Source organism: Shewanella sp. SG44-6, from assembly GCF_014164185.1.
Taxonomy (GTDB): domain Bacteria; phylum Pseudomonadota; class Gammaproteobacteria; order Enterobacterales; family Shewanellaceae; genus Shewanella; species Shewanella vesiculosa.
The window spans coordinates 1-15,670 of the sequence record NZ_JACJER010000112.1; the positions used below are offsets into that span (position 1 = coordinate 1).

The following is a 15,670-nucleotide window of genomic DNA, read 5'->3' on the forward strand; positions in this document are numbered from 1 at the left end:
AACAAAACTGCATGCTAAATAATAATCTAAGTACCACTAAATAATTGAATCAAAATATAAACTCAGATATTGTTTATTCATTAATCAAAATAAATTTAAAAACGAGTAATTCTACAGGCTCGTTAACTGCTCGGTGGAAAATGAAGATTATCTCTAAATTTCGAAATAGGGCCGAAAAGGTAGAGTATTATTTTGCAATCATGCCAGGCGAAATAGATCGTCCTTTTGTTTTAGGTGCTCAAAGTGCTGACCCTGAGTTGCCTTCGATTGCTCAGTGGGGGGCATCTTATCGATTTGGGCTTGATAATCTTGATTCCATTGGAGGTGAGCAATGGAAAGACTGGCGTTCCTCTTTAGAGATGGTAGGTTCTTCATGGGTCATACCAATTATCGAAGAGTCAGTAATAAAGGAAGATGTATCTCATGCAGTTAGTGAAATTATTTCTAAATCATAAATTTGCAGTTAACAAGGCGCTGTTGTCGGACTGTTTTTCTCGCTCCGCTCAAAAAATCAGCCGCAAATTGCGGCATTATCAGTAAATGAATGTATGGAGTAAAAATGAAGTTTGATGCTATAAATTTTAAAGATAAGTTCTCGAAATTTACTGAACACTGGTCTCCTCGTGTTGTTGCAGAAATGAATGATTACCAATTCAAATTAGTGAAAGTTGAAGGCGAATTTATTTGGCATGATCACCCTGATACTGATGAAGTATTCATCGTTTTGGAAGGTATCCTTAATATAGAGTTCCGTGATGGTCTAGTAACTCTAAACTCCGGAGAAATGTTTGTAATCCCTAAAGGTGTAGAACATAAACCAGTTGCTAACAGTGAATGTAAAATAATGATTGTTGAACCTAAAGGTGTTGTTAACACTGGTGATGCAGGTAGTGAGCTAACAGCCGAAAATGATGTATGGGTGTAAAGTTACAGCTAACGAGAATTTAAAGCATGACTCGTAACGTTTTGCTCGATACCGCTTTGCTGTACATTTTAGCAAACAATTATTAGTCCTTTAAATAGGCGTTATCATTACAAGGATTTGATGAAAAGTTATGATTATAAAAACAAGAATACTATCTTTAGCTTTTATACTGTCTATGATTTGCTCTTGCTCAACGACTCCACCAATTGTCGTTCATAACGAATACGGTGAGATGTCAGCTGACAACGAACTGTTTCGAAAAGAAGCTAGTGAATGCGCGTTAGAAGCTAGGCAAGGCATTAGGAGTACAACATTAACTGAAAACTCAGAAGAGCCTGAAATAGCTTTTGCGAGTGTTCAACTTTTATCTTTTTTTAGCGCAAACGCTTCATGTATAAAATCAAAAGGTTGGCGTATTAAAGAGTAATGCTAACACATATGAGCCTGGCGTCAGTCAATCGGCGAGCCTAGCTTATTTGACTGCTTTTGCAGTCAAATTAAAACCAATCAACAAATTCATCTACCTCGTCTGTCATTTAGCTGTCAAATCGTCGTGCTCTTAGAAATCAAAACATGCAATATGGTCACTTTGCTAAAAATAGGCGATACATCCTTGATAGGCATTGGCTATAGCAAAGTCGTTGATTCAGCCTTGTATGTATTGTCGCACTTTAAACAATTGAGATCTCATACTCACGCCCCAATTTCGGTCCGTGAACGTTTCATCATTTGTTTGAAAATGTGCAGCCTTTAGCATGCCACAGTGAAAGCCCGATTTTGGACTTTGTGGTGCAAAAATAAAGCAGAAATTGGCGTTACTTACAAAAATGCTATGTTAACTGCGCTTATCGCTGGGGACTTTCGTTCAACTTATTCCACATATTTGGCGTTGTGCCAAAGCTTTTCTTGAATTGGCGAGTAAAGTGACTTTGATCTGAAAAAAAACAATCTTGTGCAACTTGCGCAATGGGTATTCCTTGCGACATAAGTGACTTGGCTTTTTCAAGACGTCTTAAGGTTAAGTATCGATAAGGGCTTGTGCCAAACAATGATCTGAAATCTCGAGTGATTTGCCATTTACTGTAGCCTGTAATCATGGCTAACTGATCCAATGTTATGTCATTATCTAGCGAGTCATCGATATATTCCCTGGCCATCTGAATAGCCTGATAATTGGCTGTCGTATGCTTGTGATGTATTGTGGTTTCTTTTTGTAAGGCCATGGCAAAATCATAGATAAGGTCTTGGTATTCTAACGGCTCTAGTGGCCGTTGGAACTCAGTCAAGAATCTCTGTGCAATATCGACTAAACAGGGTTTGCCTGTCACGCCATTAGGTAAAAATGGCAAATGATGCCCTTGCAAAATATTTTGTACGTCGACAGGATCAATGTTAATGGCTCGATAACCGAAAGGAGCATCTGTTCCCGCTAACCCGTCATGTAATTCATCAGGATGTAAAACAACGACTTCACCGGGTAAAGAATAGCGCAGGCTTCCTCGGTAATTAAAGCACTGTACGCCAGTGGTGGTTAATGCCAGAGTATAAGTATCATGTCGATGCGGAGCAAAAGTAAAGCCAACCAAATTCACCTCAATACGAGGTTTGTCGCCTACAGCAGTGTTGAACCATGTGCTCAATTTTGGGGTCGTCATAGTGTTAACGTACTTTAGTTCCGATGATTGAATATATCATGATGGGGAGGTGGCGATATTATTTTCTAGCAAATATTCAAAAGCGGCTTGAGTTATATCGCTTTCAGTCTCACCAGTATGCTTAAATGACTTTGATTCAATCAACAACACTTGGGCCAATTCATTTGTAGTCACTTTGTGCTCTATCCCTTTCGCTACCATATACAATTCTCCAGAGCAGAGATGCACTGACTCGGTTCGAGTGTGCACGACGATATTTCCTTTCATTACCCAAAGTAACTCGTCTTCGTTAGCGTGGCAGTGCCAAGGTATCTTATCGCCTATAATTTTGACCAGCATAATCCTAGAATCGTTAACATCTAAAAGTACTTTTGGGGTAAAGGTGTCTGAAAACATATCGAAGCAATCTGAGACATTTAATTTTCGATTCATAACGACTTCAATTTGTATTGGTTTAGTGTAGGCCAAGCATAGTTGATAAACCTGAAACTTATAGAACGATATTGCGATTTTACCGGCGTATTTATAGCCTCAATCGCCGCAATATCGTTCTATAAAATGCCCATGGCTTCTCGTAATATTTGATATCACAGTTGATATGTATTTATTAGAGAGTCGTCAAAATGAAATTTAAAGGTTCAAAGCGCATTGCAAAGCTATCCTTCTTACACTTGGTAATCATTTTACTCGCCGGTTGCGGTGTCACTGGGCTGATTAACTTGCAAAGCGGTAATCAATTTGCCAAGCAAGACTGGCATGGGGCAGATAGCAGTTTCACCGTACCATTTGAATGGCATGACGGTCACGTTATCATAAATATAGCCTTAAACGGCCAGCAGGATTTGCGCTTTGCGCTCGACTCAGGGGCCGCAGCGACGGTATTGTTTGAAACTGAAAAAACCAAAGATCAGCCACTGTCATTTGAGATGCAAATAGATCTGCAAGGTCGGAAAGTTAATGTAGTCAACGATGCGGAGATTACTATCGGTCAGATAACGTTATCGGAAATGACAATTATTCAGGTCCCCATCGATCAATCTCCTTTATTTGGCTCTTATGATGAAGCTTACTTTGATGGTGCTATTGGGTTTGATATTCTCAATCGATACATGACTCGTATCAATTATGCAGACAAAACGGTTACCTTTATTAAAGATAGTTCGACCGCTTTAACATCAACTGAGTGGGTAAAGTTACCCATGGCTATTCATGGCCGAATCCCTTACGTTTCAGGTGCAATACCTAATCAGCAAGGGCAGCCAGCCCATTATGATTTAGTTGTAGATACTGGCGCTCCCGATTATCTATACATTAATTCGTTACTTGCGACCGACTTTAATTTTCCATCTTCCTACTTTGAAAGTAATACCAAGAATTTTAATGGCGAACATACGGTAAAAACTAGCCGGATTAATTATTTTCAGATAGCAGGCACAAGCTTTGAAAATATCGCAGTGCATGATCTACCTGACTTCGAAGACGACAATGGTGTTGGCTTAATTGGTAGTGGTCTGCTGCGAAATTTTGATGTGGTTTTCAATTATGAAAATGGCTACTTAGCTCTGAAAAAGAATATACAGTTTAACCCTCAAACCTTTATTGACCGAAGTGGTTTGCAACTAGAGCCGCATAGAAATGGCGGATTAGTAAAGGGTTTAGGGGAGACCGCTGGCCTAAAGGCACTCAAGATTGCCCTAGGCGATGTGGTTACCAACATAAACGGTAATAAAATCAATGAAATTAACTTTGATGAAATTAGGGGCTTTCTCAGCAGCGAAGCAGAGCATGTCGAAATCTGTTGGACGTCTAGCGGTGTTGATATGTGCGGCACCTTGGTTTTGCAGGATCGCTTTTAGGACGAAAAATTGCCACAATTAATCAGACCGGAGCTCATTATCAGGAGTACCGGTCCGGTCGCTATATCGAAGAGTAACCATTTTCATTAGTCTGGTGATAATCATGCAGGTGGTTATATTTGAAGCCCAGACGGTTTATTCATACGGCTTTTTAGTCGATGAGGTCGTCATTTTTGTGAGCATATATTAGCTCACAATAATTGACGGCTTTACTCAGCGTGTTAAGTCGCAAATTACAGCGACGTTATATCGCGACGTTAGTTGTGCAAACCGGCTATGCACTTTATGGTTGAGCGAATAGAAAATTCTCACTTTGAAAAGGTTTTATTTAAGGAACTATTAATTAATGAACTTTAACCCCATAGCGATGAAGGCTTTGATAACACTGTTATTTACTTTTCTTGTAAATAATGTGCACGCTAGCTCTGATGAGCAAAGTACTAATGGCTTTTTCTCACTTGTTGAGATTAAAAATGCCCCTAAAAAGCCATTACAGCCTATTAATTATGTACAGGCAAGTGATGATGTTTCCTTGGCCTATCGTGCTTATCTGCCAAAACAGCCCCAAGCAATGTTAATCTTTTATCATGGCGCAGGTGCTCATAGCGGCCTTAGCTACAATCACATCGGTACGGGTTTACGTGATAATTTTAATATCGCTGTATATATGCCAGACATACGAGGTCATGGAGGATCTGGCGGAAATCGAGGTGATACTCCACAGGTTGAACAAGTGTGGTTAGACATTAATACAATGGTTAACGTTGCTCGTGATAAATATCCAAATCTTCCTCTATTTGTTGGTGGTCACTCAAGTGGTGCTGGTTTAGCGCTAAATTATTCTAGTTGGGATCAAAGAGCTGAGATTGATGGCTATGTATTTCTAGCGCCATATTTTGGTTATCGTTCAGAAACTAATTACGATGCTGGTGAGAGTAAACGCTTCGAGTTTTCTACAGTAACAACCTCTGACTTTGTCATCAATACGATGAGCGGTGGTTTATTTTTCGGTCATTCAAAAGCAGTAAAATTCAATTTTCCAGATTCTGTGTTAAGAGATAACCCTGAAATTGTCCCGTTTAACACTGTTAATATGTCGAACGCTGTGACCCCTCATTCACCTGACTCTCAATTATCTGATATACATCAATTTGGCTTATGGATAGGAAGGCAAGATGAGGCATTTGATCCATTAAAAGTCACTATGTTCGCAGAAAAATACAGTTGCAAAGACGCTCGCAAGGAAATTGAAATAGTGGATAAAGAAAATCATTTTTCAATTATGTTGAATGCTGCCAACTTTATTGGTCCATGGTTAAGAAATGCGATTCAGTAGCGGCAATTTTGCATTATCTGGCTCTTAGTAGCTAAGAATTGGTTTGTTGGATGAAAAGTCAGCAAACCAACCCAAGACAAACTCTTATTTCAATCAAGCTTTGAGCTCATATAAAGATAAAAATTGAAATAACACAATTGAAAGATGTTGTATTACAGTGAGATGCTAAGGTCAGCTAACCATCGCCATCAAAAACTCGCCCGTTTTCTGCGGGCGTTAAATCCAAGTTTACAAATTGGCTTATTAATATGAAGATTCTCATTAACTTGCTGAAATATACAATCCTATCGCTGTTATGTGTACTCGCGCTGATATTACTCGCCATCCCAATATCAATTTATGAAATGCCTAACGATTTGCACGCCGTTGATAATACGAAAGATATTGTACTCGACAATGCAAATTACATTGATGTATTAACCGGTAAAACAATAAGAAATCAACGAATTTACCTTTCCAAAGGCCGGATCGTCTCTATTGGAGAAAAAACATCTAGCCAAAGTCGAGATGCTCGGGTGATCGATTTGCACGGCAAATACGTCGTACCCGGCCTGTTTGATATGCACGTTCATCTGCATGACAGAAAATACCTAGCCTTGTACCTCGCATATGGCGTTACCTCGGTGAGGAATATGAGAGGGTTACCCATGCACCTTAGATGGAAAAGTGAGTTAAACAGAGGTGATTGGCTCGGCAGCAATTTGTATACGTCATCCCCCGTTTTAGACGGTGAAAGATATGCACATGCTCTTCAGCAGGTAGTGATATCACCAGCAAAAGCACGTGAACTGGTTAGAAAATATAAAGATGATGGATATGATTTTATCAAAGCCTATGGCTACTTAGATAAGGAGGTTTTTGAAGCCATCACGGATGAAGCCAGCCGGTTGGATTTCCCCATAGCCAAGCATGGCCCGAACCCGATAGATGGGCTTGGATTGCAATCTAACAGTGGCTTGCAATCTCTGGAGCATGTAGAAGATATTTTTCAAGGCCCGCTTAATTTTTCATTTGATCAAAACAGCATGGCCATTTGGGTGAGCCAATTAAAGGCGATTAATCCGACTGTTACTCCGACATTGGCGACATTCCATCACTTGACCAAATTAAGCCAAGACAAAGCCGCGTTTGTCGATAGCCTGCCGTTGAACACCTTAAATCCTCTTTATCGCATAATTAATGCTGAGTTTGGCGTTAAAAGATGGCTAGGAGCATCGCAGGAACAAGCGGACTGGAATAGCAAAGAGGAGCAGTTTCTTTTTGACATCGTTAGGGAGCTGGATAAACAAGAGGTGACATTATTGTTAGGCTCTGATGGCGGAACTTTATATATGCCACCAGGGTTATCAACTCACCTTGAAATTGAACTGATGGTGAAAGCGGGAATATCGCCAATAAAGGTCTTACGGGCTGCGACTATCAATGCGGCAACCGCATTGGGAGTTGACGATAAATACGGTTCTATAGAGATTGGCAAGGTAGCTGATTTGGTTGTGCTAAAAGAGAACCCTTTAGATGATTTGCAAGCACTCGCTGCACCCATTGCGGTTATTAAGGCCGGGCAATGGATCAACAGCAGTGAATTATCGGCATTAAGAATCTCCGCAGAGAAACCATCAAATCTATACATAAGTATGGGGAGGTTGCTTGAAGACATTATCTCACGAGCAATGCCCTAACAATATTGGCAGTGATTATTTTAATTTAACAGGTGCGTCAATTAGGACGCTCGTAAACTCGCACCAATTACGTTAGCGTTATATGCTCAAGGATGATTATGCGAATCGTTGACAGCGATCGAAACGAGCACATATTAAGTCATTTCAAAGGACTAAAAACAGCTGACTATTGATCGTACTTCGCTTATTTTAGTCATCAATTTTGTGCTCATTATTAGGGCGTTAAATACAAGGATAGTTTTGTGGAAATAAAACAAGTCAGTTCGATATCGGGTTTAGTTGAGCAATTACATTCGTTACTTGCTGATTGTATCGTGAGTGGTGCCTCTGTCGGTTTCTTAACACCAATCAATGACCAAGAAGTGAAATCATATTGGGAGTCTGTTGAAACAGAACTTGAGTCGGGTACTCGAAAGCTGTTTTTAGCCTATGACAATGATAATGTCATTGGCGCCGTTCAATTATCTCTTTGTGCTAAAGCTAATGGTGCACATAGAGGAGAAGTTGAAAAACTCATGGTTGATACGAGGGCTAGAGGTAAAGGCGTGAGCAAAAAGCTGATGTCGCTAATGGAAAGTACCGCATCTGAAATGGGCTTGTCACTACTTGTGTTAGATACTCGGTTAGGCGACGTAGCTTCTTCGTTATATCGTTCAATTGGTTACACCGAGGCAGGTCAAATCCCTCAATTTGCTCGTAGCTCTACAGGGGAGTTGGAAGCAACGGTCTACTTCTTCAAGTTATTGTAATTTAAAAAAGTGTTCAAGACTGATTCCCCATGCTTGGTGGTTTCAGCTCAAGTTAAGTTTGGTGTTTAAAGTGCAATGGTTTAGTTTAGGCCGTCGCGTTGCTCATCGCTTAACGCTGTGTTACGTGTATTGCAATTGGAGGCCCAGTGAAAGCAGAAATACAGGCAAAATTTGCGACTTACCCCGCTGAAGCGCAAAGACTGCTTAACGCCATTCGTCATCTCATTCTTGCCGTTGCGGAAGAAAACGACTTGGGTGCTGTTGAAGAAACGCTTAAGTGGGGCGAGGCCAGCTATCTTGTAAAAGGCGGCACGACGATTCGAATGGACTGGAAGCCAAAAGATCCTGATTCTATAAAGGTATATTTCCATTGCCAGACTCGATTGATTGAAACCTTCAGGGAGATATATCGAGATGAATTCGCATATGAGGGGAAACGTGCGATTGTGGTTCCTCTGGATGCTGCTATCAAAGAAGGGCCTCTAGGCCATTGTCTCCAAATGGCATTGAAGTACCATAGTTTGAAACATCTACCTTTGCTTGGCGCTTGAGGGACATTGGAAAGGTGACGATTGCACTGAAGGTGCAATTATCCAAGATGCTGAGGTGTTATCTTGTAAAGAATAAACGCCAGAGGCTGGAACCTTTATGGTTTATTCCATCAAATACAAAGGTAAAATAACGAACTCTAGAGGCTATTATAGTGCTGACACTGTAGATGTTCATTTGTATGCGCCAAAGGCAAAAACATTCATTAAGCTAACTCAGCAGCAAAAAGATTACTTCTATGTTGAAGAGTTACTGAATATTCTGATAAATACACGCTAATAGGCAATTCAAGTGGGGCTGTTGCAGTTTGCTTGGTTCACTTCGTACAGCATGTTAACAAACGATTAGCTGCCCATTATTGGGCGTTATATTACACTCGGAGCCATTGAATGCCTTCCAAAGAAATATCTACGTACTTCAAAGCAACAGAAAATCGGCAAACTAGAGATGATCTTAAGCGAGCGATAGAATTAGTTGGTGACCGTAAGATAGCGATTGATTGTGGCTGTGGTTCAGGAAGCGATATTGCGTTCCTTCGATCTAAGCAGTTTCAAGTGCATGCTTTTGATATAGAATCAGAAGCTATTGAACGCTGTAAAAGGCGGTTTGGTAGTGACAAAAACGTTTGGTTATCACAAAGTACGTTTGATGCTTTCACATACCCTTCAGCTTCACTCATAGTGGCTGACTCAAGTCTGTGTTTTTGTCCTGAAAATAAGTTCGATGAAGTATGGCACAAGATTACTCGCTCATTACTGCCTGGTGGGATATTCGTTGGTTCGTTTGTCGGGTGCGAAGATACAATGGCTGGCCCTAATTATAACAAGGAGGCCTATTGGCCGGATGTGCTCGTAGTATCAGAAAGTGAAATTATCAATTTGTTTCGAGGCTATAGAATAGAGTCTTATACTGAACACAAAAGTTTGGGTGTTGGTCCTGATGGAGAGCATCAGTCTTGGCATAGGTATGCCGTTATCGCACAAAAAATCTAACAAATTGCAAAAGTATTGTTCTTCTTAAGGCGTTGGCAGGCTTTATAGTGTGTGCTTTTAAACCCTATAACTTATCCGTGTTTGATTTAACATATTTTAAAAATCAAAGAGTCACTATTTTTCATTGAGTTTAATGCTAACTGCTATCGGTACAGTTTTCACTACACTTAAAATCGATTTTTATCTAGATATTATAGTGTTAAGTTAAGTTATCGGTGTAATGGGTTGTAGCAAAGGTAAAAAGTAAGTGCACTGCTAATAAGAATATTACATAACCTGAACTCGGTATCGCAAACGTCTCTTAAATAGTCTTTTGCCTTGTTAATTGCGTTGAATTAGCTTGCAATAGCCCGGTTATGGATGCAGTTATAACTAGTTCAGGTTACATATTCTAATTGTTTCAAATCCTGACATGTTTTCCAAAATAAGTTAACCGTTAATCAGGATCATCATTAAAGCCCACTCGAATAAACATTTAATCAAGTGCTTGCACATATCCTGAGGAGGCGATTGATAAACATAAAAGCAAACTCTTAAGATCATCCTCAAACATCCCAGCTGTGAAATATACCTGCAAGAAAAACGTGCTTATACCTTCCTCAAGTATGGTTTCACTGTTTCCAATATTATTGAATATTCTATGGCGAACTGACATGTTCACAGCAAGCAAATAACTGTCTAGCCTCATGCTTGAAGTAATTGATCAAAATAACTTTAAGTTTGATATTCCCAATAGGCTGGTGTGCCATAAACATCAATAAAGTAATCAATCAGTACCCTAACGTTTAACGGTGGGCGACGCGCATTAGGATAAATAGCGGTAATATTCTGTGGTCCAGTTTTAATTGTCGGTTGATAGTCGTTGAGCAGTGACACCAGTGTGCCATTGTTTAAATGGTTGCCGATTAACCAATTAGGGAATAATACCAGCCCGCTATCATTTAACGCTGAGATAAGTAATGACTCGGCATTGTTCGATACCAGTGTCGGCGTTACGGCTTGGTGAAGCCAAGTGGTTGCATTGCTTCTGAATAACCAGCGATTTTGCCCAGAATAACCGCTATACACTAGGCAGTGATGGCGAGTGAGATCGCTAGGTTTTTCGGGAGTGCCGTGCTTGATTAAATATGCCGGAGAGGCGACCAAATGGTAGCGCTGTACTCCAAGTACTCGGGCATGAAGTGTTGAGTCAGCAAGTGAGCCGATTCGAAAGATGACATCTGCGGCGTCAATATGCGGATTGATGAAATCGTCGGTTTGAATGAGCTCAACTTGCACCTTTGGATATTGAGTTAAAAAGCCTGCCAACCAAGGGGCTATGTGTTTCTGGCCGAAGAAAACGGGTGCATTAATTCTTATTAAACCTTTTGGCTCGGTCGCCCTATCTTGTAATTCATTACGAACTTCATTTAATTGCTCGGTCATCGAGCGGGCGTAATCGTTAAAAATCCTGCCAGCTTCAGTTGGGATAATTGCGCGGGTATTGCGGTAAAATAGCTGCTGTCCTAGTGACTCTTCAAGCTGCTGAATCACTCTTGATATCATAGACGGCGAGACACCTTCACGGCGTGCAACAATAGAGAAACTCTTACTTTCATAAACTTCGATAAAAAACTTTAACGCTCTGATATTGATTGAGCTTGCATCGTTCATCTGTGCAATTCCTGCAAAGGTGTTTGTTGTATTATCCCATTTTTCGCGTTAAAGCACTAGGTTATGATGCGCGCTTTATGATTAGGGGTTCAGTTATGCAGTTGATGTTGATTTTACTTGTGGTGCTCGGCGGGATGGGATTATCCGTTGAAGCAGGGTTGTTAGGTCCGTTAGGGGCTGAGGTGGGTGAGCTATGGGCAACCTTTAGCATATTTGGGGTAGGTGCGGCGTTAACCTTTATCTTGATGCTCTTTTTCAGCCCAAGAAATAGTCCGTCATTTTTTTCCCAGCCTTCTTGGACACTGCTTGGCGGAATATTAGGGCCAATATACGTTGTGATTTTAACCATTACTGCGCCAGCAATCGGTATCGCCATGACTATGATAGGGATTTTAACCGGCCAAGTGTCGAAGAGTCTGATCATTGATCACTTTGGCTTATTTGCCAGTCAACCGCGGCCAATTGATCGAAAACGGCTTATCGCACTGGGATTTATCGTAGCAGCACTTATTTTAATGGCACAGGGTTAAGGGGGGAGTAATGACATTTATTATGATTATGTTGGCGGTCATCGGTGGCGCAACATTGAGTATTCAAGCGGCAATTAATGGACAACTTGGCAGTAAAGTCGGCGTATTTCGTTGTGCCTTTTTAACCTTTTCGTTAGGCGCCTTGGTGACAGGTCTGCTTATTTTTTATTTTGAACCTGCGCATTCGTTAACTTTGCTAGAGGTACCTAAATGGCAGTTGCTGGGCGCGATGTGCGGCGTACCATACATAGTTATCATGGTGTTTGCGGTGCAAAAAATTGGTACTGCGGTAGCAACCGTAGCCGTTATTTTTGGGCAACTGTTAATGAGCATGTTAATCGATAATTTCGGCTGGTTCGGCAATGACGCGATAGTGTTTTCACCAAGTCGAATAGCGGCGGTTATCTGTTTAGCTATCGCGCTGTACTATATCCATGCCAGTAACCAAGCCAACGTGGAATAAAGCTGGATGACATTGCAGTTTATTGTTATTTGATCGGGTGTTAAAGCGTATTTAAGTGACGTTGAGAGTCGTTTGGCGATACAAGCGACTCAAGTCGGACGGTTAACGCTTTGCGCTTTGGCGGCGTTATAAGTAAAAGAGAGCTAATCACTTATGAATAAATTAGATATATTCAGCAAATTAATCTATCCACCAGTTAGTGACGTTAAATCGATACTTGGACTTGGACTTGGACATGGAAATTAGTCATTGTTATTGAGCCGTTATAAAAAGTTCAAATGAAAAAATATCTGAACCCATAGAAAAATATCTAATGAAACAAAGGGTAACCGATGTGGTTGACTCAGGCGTTCATGATTTGTTATTCGAAATGCACCAAAGTGAGGAATTAAAAATGTTGTCCCGCGGTGAAAATGTGGTTTAAATGGACAGATATCTTCGAAAGACGGTTGGTTTTAAAAAAACAGCCTCTATCAAGAATTAGGCATATAAGACGTCACTGCTACTCATACAAAACCGTTGCTACCTTTTGTACTCCAGCGTATTGGTAAAAATTGCCAATTATTTTTTGCGGCAGAGCAATGTGTTAGGCGTTAGTCAGTCACACAGAGCGATAGTGGCTCCTTAAGTTAATGTCTACATGTGTTCAAGCGCATTTTTAAGTGTATGGGAGAGCTATATGCCATTAGAAAAACAATGGTCCTTTGAAGATAGTGCGATATGGAAGCTAAAGTTAAGGCTTCAATTTAGTGGTTGGTTACAATATATTATCCATGCAATATGGATATTGGTATTGCTACTGATTGCTGGGATTGGCTGGATTATTGGGCATTGGCAAGCTTTGTTGTTTTGGCTGCCGCTTGGTCTGGCGACATTGTTGAGTATCGCGCTCTTTGGCACCATTGTTATGGTTAAATATGGACTCCATCCTACCGAAAAGGTACCTGCCAATAAACACCATCTTGATGTATTTGATCTGATGCGATCTCGTAAATCATGCCGTTCATTTCAGTCTCGCAATTTAACGACGGAACATCATACTGAATTACTTAAGGCGGTTCAGTTTCATAGTCAACCAAGTCAATTACTTGGGCAAAAAACCATTCGGTTTGAATATATCAAAGCCGCATTAACGGTTTGGCCAGTGGTTGGTGCACACGAATTTTTAGTTGCCATTGCTCCACGCGAATATGATCGCTTATCAATAATAGATGTCGGTCGAAGTTTGCAAAAAATTGTTATTCAAGCAACACGTATGGGAATTGCAACTTGTTGGATAGGACCTGGCGCTGATAATAAAAGCATTCTGCAGCACCTCGGTAATAAGATCGACCCAACAAAAGATCATGTTATTTGTGTGTGTGCAATCGGCTATGATTCTATGTATAAGCCATTATTTATTCGTTTGTTTAATAAGTTAATGCATAAACGTTTACCGTTATCGGAACTGTTTTTTGCCGATCCGTCATTCGAGACGCCGCTGGATACTAAATCCAATCCCTATTGTGATTATGGACGTTGCTATGAGGTTTGTCAGTGGTCACCGTCTTCATACAATGGACAGACTACCCGCTCTGCTGCCGTAACAGAGCAAATTAATGGTGAAGAAAAACTCATTCGCTTTGATTTCTGCACTTCTATCAGTTCACGGTATTACGCCGCTGTTGCTCTTGGCATCTGGTGTGCGAATTGGGAAACCGGTTGTGCGGCTCTGAATAGACGTGGCCATTTTGCAGTGCTTTCATCTAAAGAAAGAGCGTCTGAAGCTGTTCCTGAATTTCCACACTATGACATAAGCTGGATCGTAGATTGATATGAACTAAACCAATTTTTATTAAGCTTTGTAAGTATACCTATAGAATTTAAATAGTGAATATTGCTAACAAATGCATGCCACATAGTGTCGCAGATGCGAGCGTTAATTTAAGGTGATAAGGAGCGTAGTCGATGTTGAAGAAATTTATTTGTTCGCTAGTTATGATTGCATCGCTTACCGCTTGTAGTGCCACTGGCCCTAAATTTACTCAAACGCAAGCGCCCGAGACAAATAAAGCTAAAGTATATTTCTATCGTCCTTGGGCCATGTTGGATGGCGCAGCAGCTCCGACAATACAGCTAAATGGTGTCGACAGTTTCAATATCAGCAACGGAGGCTACCATGTTTTGGATCTTAATCCTGGTAGGGTGATAATTGCAGTTAAAGAAGGAGGGATTATGTCCAATTGGCGTGCCGGTGGATTGCAAATCTCTTTTGATGCTCAAGCCAATAAAACGTATTTTGTTCGCTTAACTGCTGAGCTTGCCAATGCAGCTTATGTGGGCGGCGTATCAAGTATTTCTGGTAATTACTCGCTTGGGCTTATTAATCAAGAAACGGCATTACAAGAGTTACTTGAGACTAAGACAAACTAACAAGGCATAGCGTCGCTTTTACGACAGGGCTGTGCTCGCTAATCATTGATCATATTGGCCATTGTAATTGGCACATATGAGTCAATAGGCGAGCTATTTTATAATTAATCTGCTTTGTATTTAGATTTCTTCTATGGTTTTGTCTTTCAACGATTCAGCTGTTTTATCCGTTAACGTTATCAATAAGCTCGTGAGTAAGCTCATGCTGTAACCGAGTACAGCGCCTATAACGAGCGGTGGAATAATGGCTGCGATATCTGCATTTAGGGCAAACGTAATACAACAGCCAATAAATGTGCCGGGAATAAAAGCAAAGTTTTTATTACTGGCTTGTAAGCACATAAGCGCAGTAACAATTCCCGTTAATGCATAGCTTATTACGGGCGACCCCAAAACACCGCTACCCGCAATAATTAACCATCCCCAGAATACGCCGGAAAGATTGGTCATCATCGCCATTATCATGCCTTTAGCGCCCGATTCAGTTTGAGCGAAGAAAGTACTGCAACCGAGAAACCCGACCCAGGTTACCAGATGAAACACATCAGCAACTCCAGCCCAAATAGCCGCTAATAAACCCGCAGAAATTGCAATTTGCCAACGATGGGCCATAGCCGCCTCTTAAAAGATAAACTTAGAACTCTGAATTCTAAATTTAGCACAATAAATGAGGTTGTTGCAGTTTTGTCTTATAAAACTCGATCCAGTTCGCAAATAATCGCAAAGGCTAATAAAACCAAACATTATTGGCTACGTCATTTTTGCTTAATAAGCATTTGAGTTAACAAGAATTAACAACGATGTTTATCAAAAAATCAGCTGCGAATCTTAATATATTGTTGCTTCTACTTTATGGTTTCCCGTGAATTTT

At 40.6% G+C, this 15,670-nt stretch carries 18 protein-coding genes; 14 read left to right on the top strand and 4 right to left on the bottom strand.

Annotated elements, in window-relative coordinates:
• Nucleotides 1-44: 44 nt before the first annotated feature.
• From H5185_RS23045 to H5185_RS16855, 3 genes are all read left to right on the top strand, one after another.
• Nucleotides 45-455 carry a hypothetical protein gene (locus H5185_RS23045; RefSeq protein WP_259396244.1) on the top strand — a complete coding sequence of 137 codons (411 nt, stop codon included), beginning with the start codon at nt 45-47 and terminating at the stop codon, nt 453-455.
• Between the two features lie 104 nt (nt 456-559).
• The gene (locus H5185_RS16850) at nt 560-925 is read left to right on the top strand and encodes a cupin domain-containing protein (RefSeq protein ID WP_182742675.1); all 366 of its coding nucleotides are present in this window, start codon (nt 560-562) and stop codon (nt 923-925) included.
• 130 nt (nt 926-1,055) lie between these two features.
• Nucleotides 1,056-1,352 carry a hypothetical protein gene (locus tag H5185_RS16855; protein WP_124015373.1) on the top strand — a complete coding sequence of 99 codons (297 nt, stop codon included), beginning with the start codon at nt 1,056-1,058 and terminating at the stop codon, nt 1,350-1,352.
• A 418-nt stretch (nt 1,353-1,770) separates the two neighbouring features.
• Here the strand turns inward: H5185_RS16855 and H5185_RS16860 are convergent, their stop codons facing one another.
• Both H5185_RS16860 and H5185_RS16865 read right to left on the bottom strand, forming a co-directional pair.
• A complete protein-coding gene (locus tag H5185_RS16860) occupies nt 1,771-2,580 on the bottom strand; it encodes an AraC family transcriptional regulator (RefSeq protein ID WP_182742676.1) in 810 nt (269 codons plus the stop codon).
• 36 nt (nt 2,581-2,616) lie between these two features.
• Nucleotides 2,617-3,012, bottom strand: a complete 396-nt coding sequence (locus H5185_RS16865) for a cupin domain-containing protein (RefSeq protein ID WP_182742677.1) — start codon at nt 3,010-3,012, stop codon at nt 2,617-2,619.
• 191 nt (nt 3,013-3,203) lie between these two features.
• On the opposite strand from H5185_RS16865, the gene H5185_RS16870 reads away from it, so the two are divergent.
• From H5185_RS16870 to H5185_RS16900, 7 genes are all read left to right on the top strand, one after another.
• Nucleotides 3,204-4,436, top strand: coding sequence for a hypothetical protein (locus tag H5185_RS16870; protein ID WP_182742678.1), 1,233 nt, complete (start codon nt 3,204-3,206; stop codon nt 4,434-4,436).
• Between the two features lie 346 nt (nt 4,437-4,782).
• Complete coding sequence (locus H5185_RS16875) at nt 4,783-5,772, top strand: alpha/beta hydrolase (protein WP_182742679.1); 990 nt, start codon at nt 4,783-4,785, stop codon at nt 5,770-5,772.
• Between the two features lie 248 nt (nt 5,773-6,020).
• Entirely contained in the window at nt 6,021-7,451 is a 1,431-nt protein-coding gene (locus H5185_RS16880) for an amidohydrolase family protein (RefSeq protein ID WP_182742680.1), read from the top strand.
• A gap of 242 nt (nt 7,452-7,693) precedes the next feature.
• Complete coding sequence (locus H5185_RS16885) at nt 7,694-8,200, top strand: GNAT family N-acetyltransferase (RefSeq protein WP_182742681.1); 507 nt, start codon at nt 7,694-7,696, stop codon at nt 8,198-8,200.
• A gap of 146 nt (nt 8,201-8,346) precedes the next feature.
• Nucleotides 8,347-8,751, top strand: a complete 405-nt coding sequence (locus H5185_RS16890; RefSeq protein WP_182742682.1) for a DUF1801 domain-containing protein — start codon at nt 8,347-8,349, stop codon at nt 8,749-8,751.
• Nucleotides 8,752-8,848: 97 nt separating this feature from the next.
• Complete coding sequence (locus H5185_RS16895) at nt 8,849-9,028, top strand: hypothetical protein (protein ID WP_182742683.1); 180 nt, start codon at nt 8,849-8,851, stop codon at nt 9,026-9,028.
• Between the two features lie 110 nt (nt 9,029-9,138).
• On the top strand, nt 9,139-9,741 hold the full coding sequence (locus H5185_RS16900; protein ID WP_124015381.1) for a class I SAM-dependent methyltransferase: 603 nt from the start codon (nt 9,139-9,141) through the stop codon (nt 9,739-9,741).
• A gap of 714 nt (nt 9,742-10,455) precedes the next feature.
• Here the strand turns inward: H5185_RS16900 and H5185_RS16905 are convergent.
• The gene (locus tag H5185_RS16905; protein ID WP_124015383.1) at nt 10,456-11,394 is read right to left on the bottom strand and encodes a LysR family transcriptional regulator; all 939 of its coding nucleotides are present in this window, start codon (nt 11,392-11,394) and stop codon (nt 10,456-10,458) included.
• A gap of 95 nt (nt 11,395-11,489) precedes the next feature.
• On the opposite strand from H5185_RS16905, the gene H5185_RS16910 reads away from it, so the two are divergent.
• From H5185_RS16910 to H5185_RS16925, 4 genes are all read left to right on the top strand, one after another.
• On the top strand, nt 11,490-11,924 hold the full coding sequence (locus H5185_RS16910; protein ID WP_182697620.1) for a DMT family transporter: 435 nt from the start codon (nt 11,490-11,492) through the stop codon (nt 11,922-11,924).
• Nucleotides 11,925-11,934: 10 nt separating this feature from the next.
• Nucleotides 11,935-12,387, top strand: a complete 453-nt coding sequence (locus H5185_RS16915) for a DMT family transporter (protein ID WP_124015385.1) — start codon at nt 11,935-11,937, stop codon at nt 12,385-12,387.
• A 679-nt stretch (nt 12,388-13,066) separates the two neighbouring features.
• Nucleotides 13,067-14,200, top strand: coding sequence for a nitroreductase family protein (locus tag H5185_RS16920; RefSeq protein WP_182742684.1), 1,134 nt, complete (start codon nt 13,067-13,069; stop codon nt 14,198-14,200).
• Nucleotides 14,201-14,334: 134 nt separating this feature from the next.
• The gene (locus H5185_RS16925; protein ID WP_182742685.1) at nt 14,335-14,799 is read left to right on the top strand and encodes a DUF2846 domain-containing protein; all 465 of its coding nucleotides are present in this window, start codon (nt 14,335-14,337) and stop codon (nt 14,797-14,799) included.
• Nucleotides 14,800-14,919: 120 nt separating this feature from the next.
• Here H5185_RS16925 and H5185_RS16930 read toward each other — a convergent pair whose 3' ends face one another.
• Entirely contained in the window at nt 14,920-15,411 is a 492-nt protein-coding gene (locus H5185_RS16930) for a DUF1097 domain-containing protein (protein WP_124015388.1), read from the bottom strand.
• Nucleotides 15,412-15,670 lie beyond the last annotated feature (259 nt).

What these genes read in the sequence shown, in the direction of transcription:
- H5185_RS16850 (WP_182742675.1), top strand. Translation starts at nt 560, where the DNA reads ATGAAGTTTGATGCTATAAATTTTAAAGATAAGTTCTCGAAATTTACT.
- H5185_RS16855 (WP_124015373.1), top strand. Translation starts at nt 1,056, where the DNA reads ATGATTATAAAAACAAGAATACTATCTTTAGCTTTTATACTGTCTATG.
- H5185_RS16860 (WP_182742676.1), bottom strand. Translation starts at nt 2,580, where the DNA reads ATGACGACCCCAAAATTGAGCACATGGTTCAACACTGCTGTAGGCGAC.
- H5185_RS16865 (WP_182742677.1), bottom strand. Translation starts at nt 3,012, where the DNA reads ATGAATCGAAAATTAAATGTCTCAGATTGCTTCGATATGTTTTCAGAC.
- H5185_RS16870 (WP_182742678.1), top strand. Translation starts at nt 3,204, where the DNA reads ATGAAATTTAAAGGTTCAAAGCGCATTGCAAAGCTATCCTTCTTACAC.
- H5185_RS16875 (WP_182742679.1), top strand. Translation starts at nt 4,783, where the DNA reads ATGAACTTTAACCCCATAGCGATGAAGGCTTTGATAACACTGTTATTT.
- H5185_RS16880 (WP_182742680.1), top strand. Translation starts at nt 6,021, where the DNA reads ATGAAGATTCTCATTAACTTGCTGAAATATACAATCCTATCGCTGTTA.
- H5185_RS16895 (WP_182742683.1), top strand. Translation starts at nt 8,849, where the DNA reads ATGGTTTATTCCATCAAATACAAAGGTAAAATAACGAACTCTAGAGGC.
- H5185_RS16900 (WP_124015381.1), top strand. Translation starts at nt 9,139, where the DNA reads ATGCCTTCCAAAGAAATATCTACGTACTTCAAAGCAACAGAAAATCGG.
- H5185_RS16905 (WP_124015383.1), bottom strand. Translation starts at nt 11,394, where the DNA reads ATGAACGATGCAAGCTCAATCAATATCAGAGCGTTAAAGTTTTTTATC.
- H5185_RS16910 (WP_182697620.1), top strand. Translation starts at nt 11,490, where the DNA reads ATGCAGTTGATGTTGATTTTACTTGTGGTGCTCGGCGGGATGGGATTA.
- H5185_RS16915 (WP_124015385.1), top strand. Translation starts at nt 11,935, where the DNA reads ATGACATTTATTATGATTATGTTGGCGGTCATCGGTGGCGCAACATTG.
- H5185_RS16920 (WP_182742684.1), top strand. Translation starts at nt 13,067, where the DNA reads ATGCCATTAGAAAAACAATGGTCCTTTGAAGATAGTGCGATATGGAAG.
- H5185_RS16925 (WP_182742685.1), top strand. Translation starts at nt 14,335, where the DNA reads ATGTTGAAGAAATTTATTTGTTCGCTAGTTATGATTGCATCGCTTACC.
- H5185_RS16930 (WP_124015388.1), bottom strand. Translation starts at nt 15,411, where the DNA reads ATGGCCCATCGTTGGCAAATTGCAATTTCTGCGGGTTTATTAGCGGCT.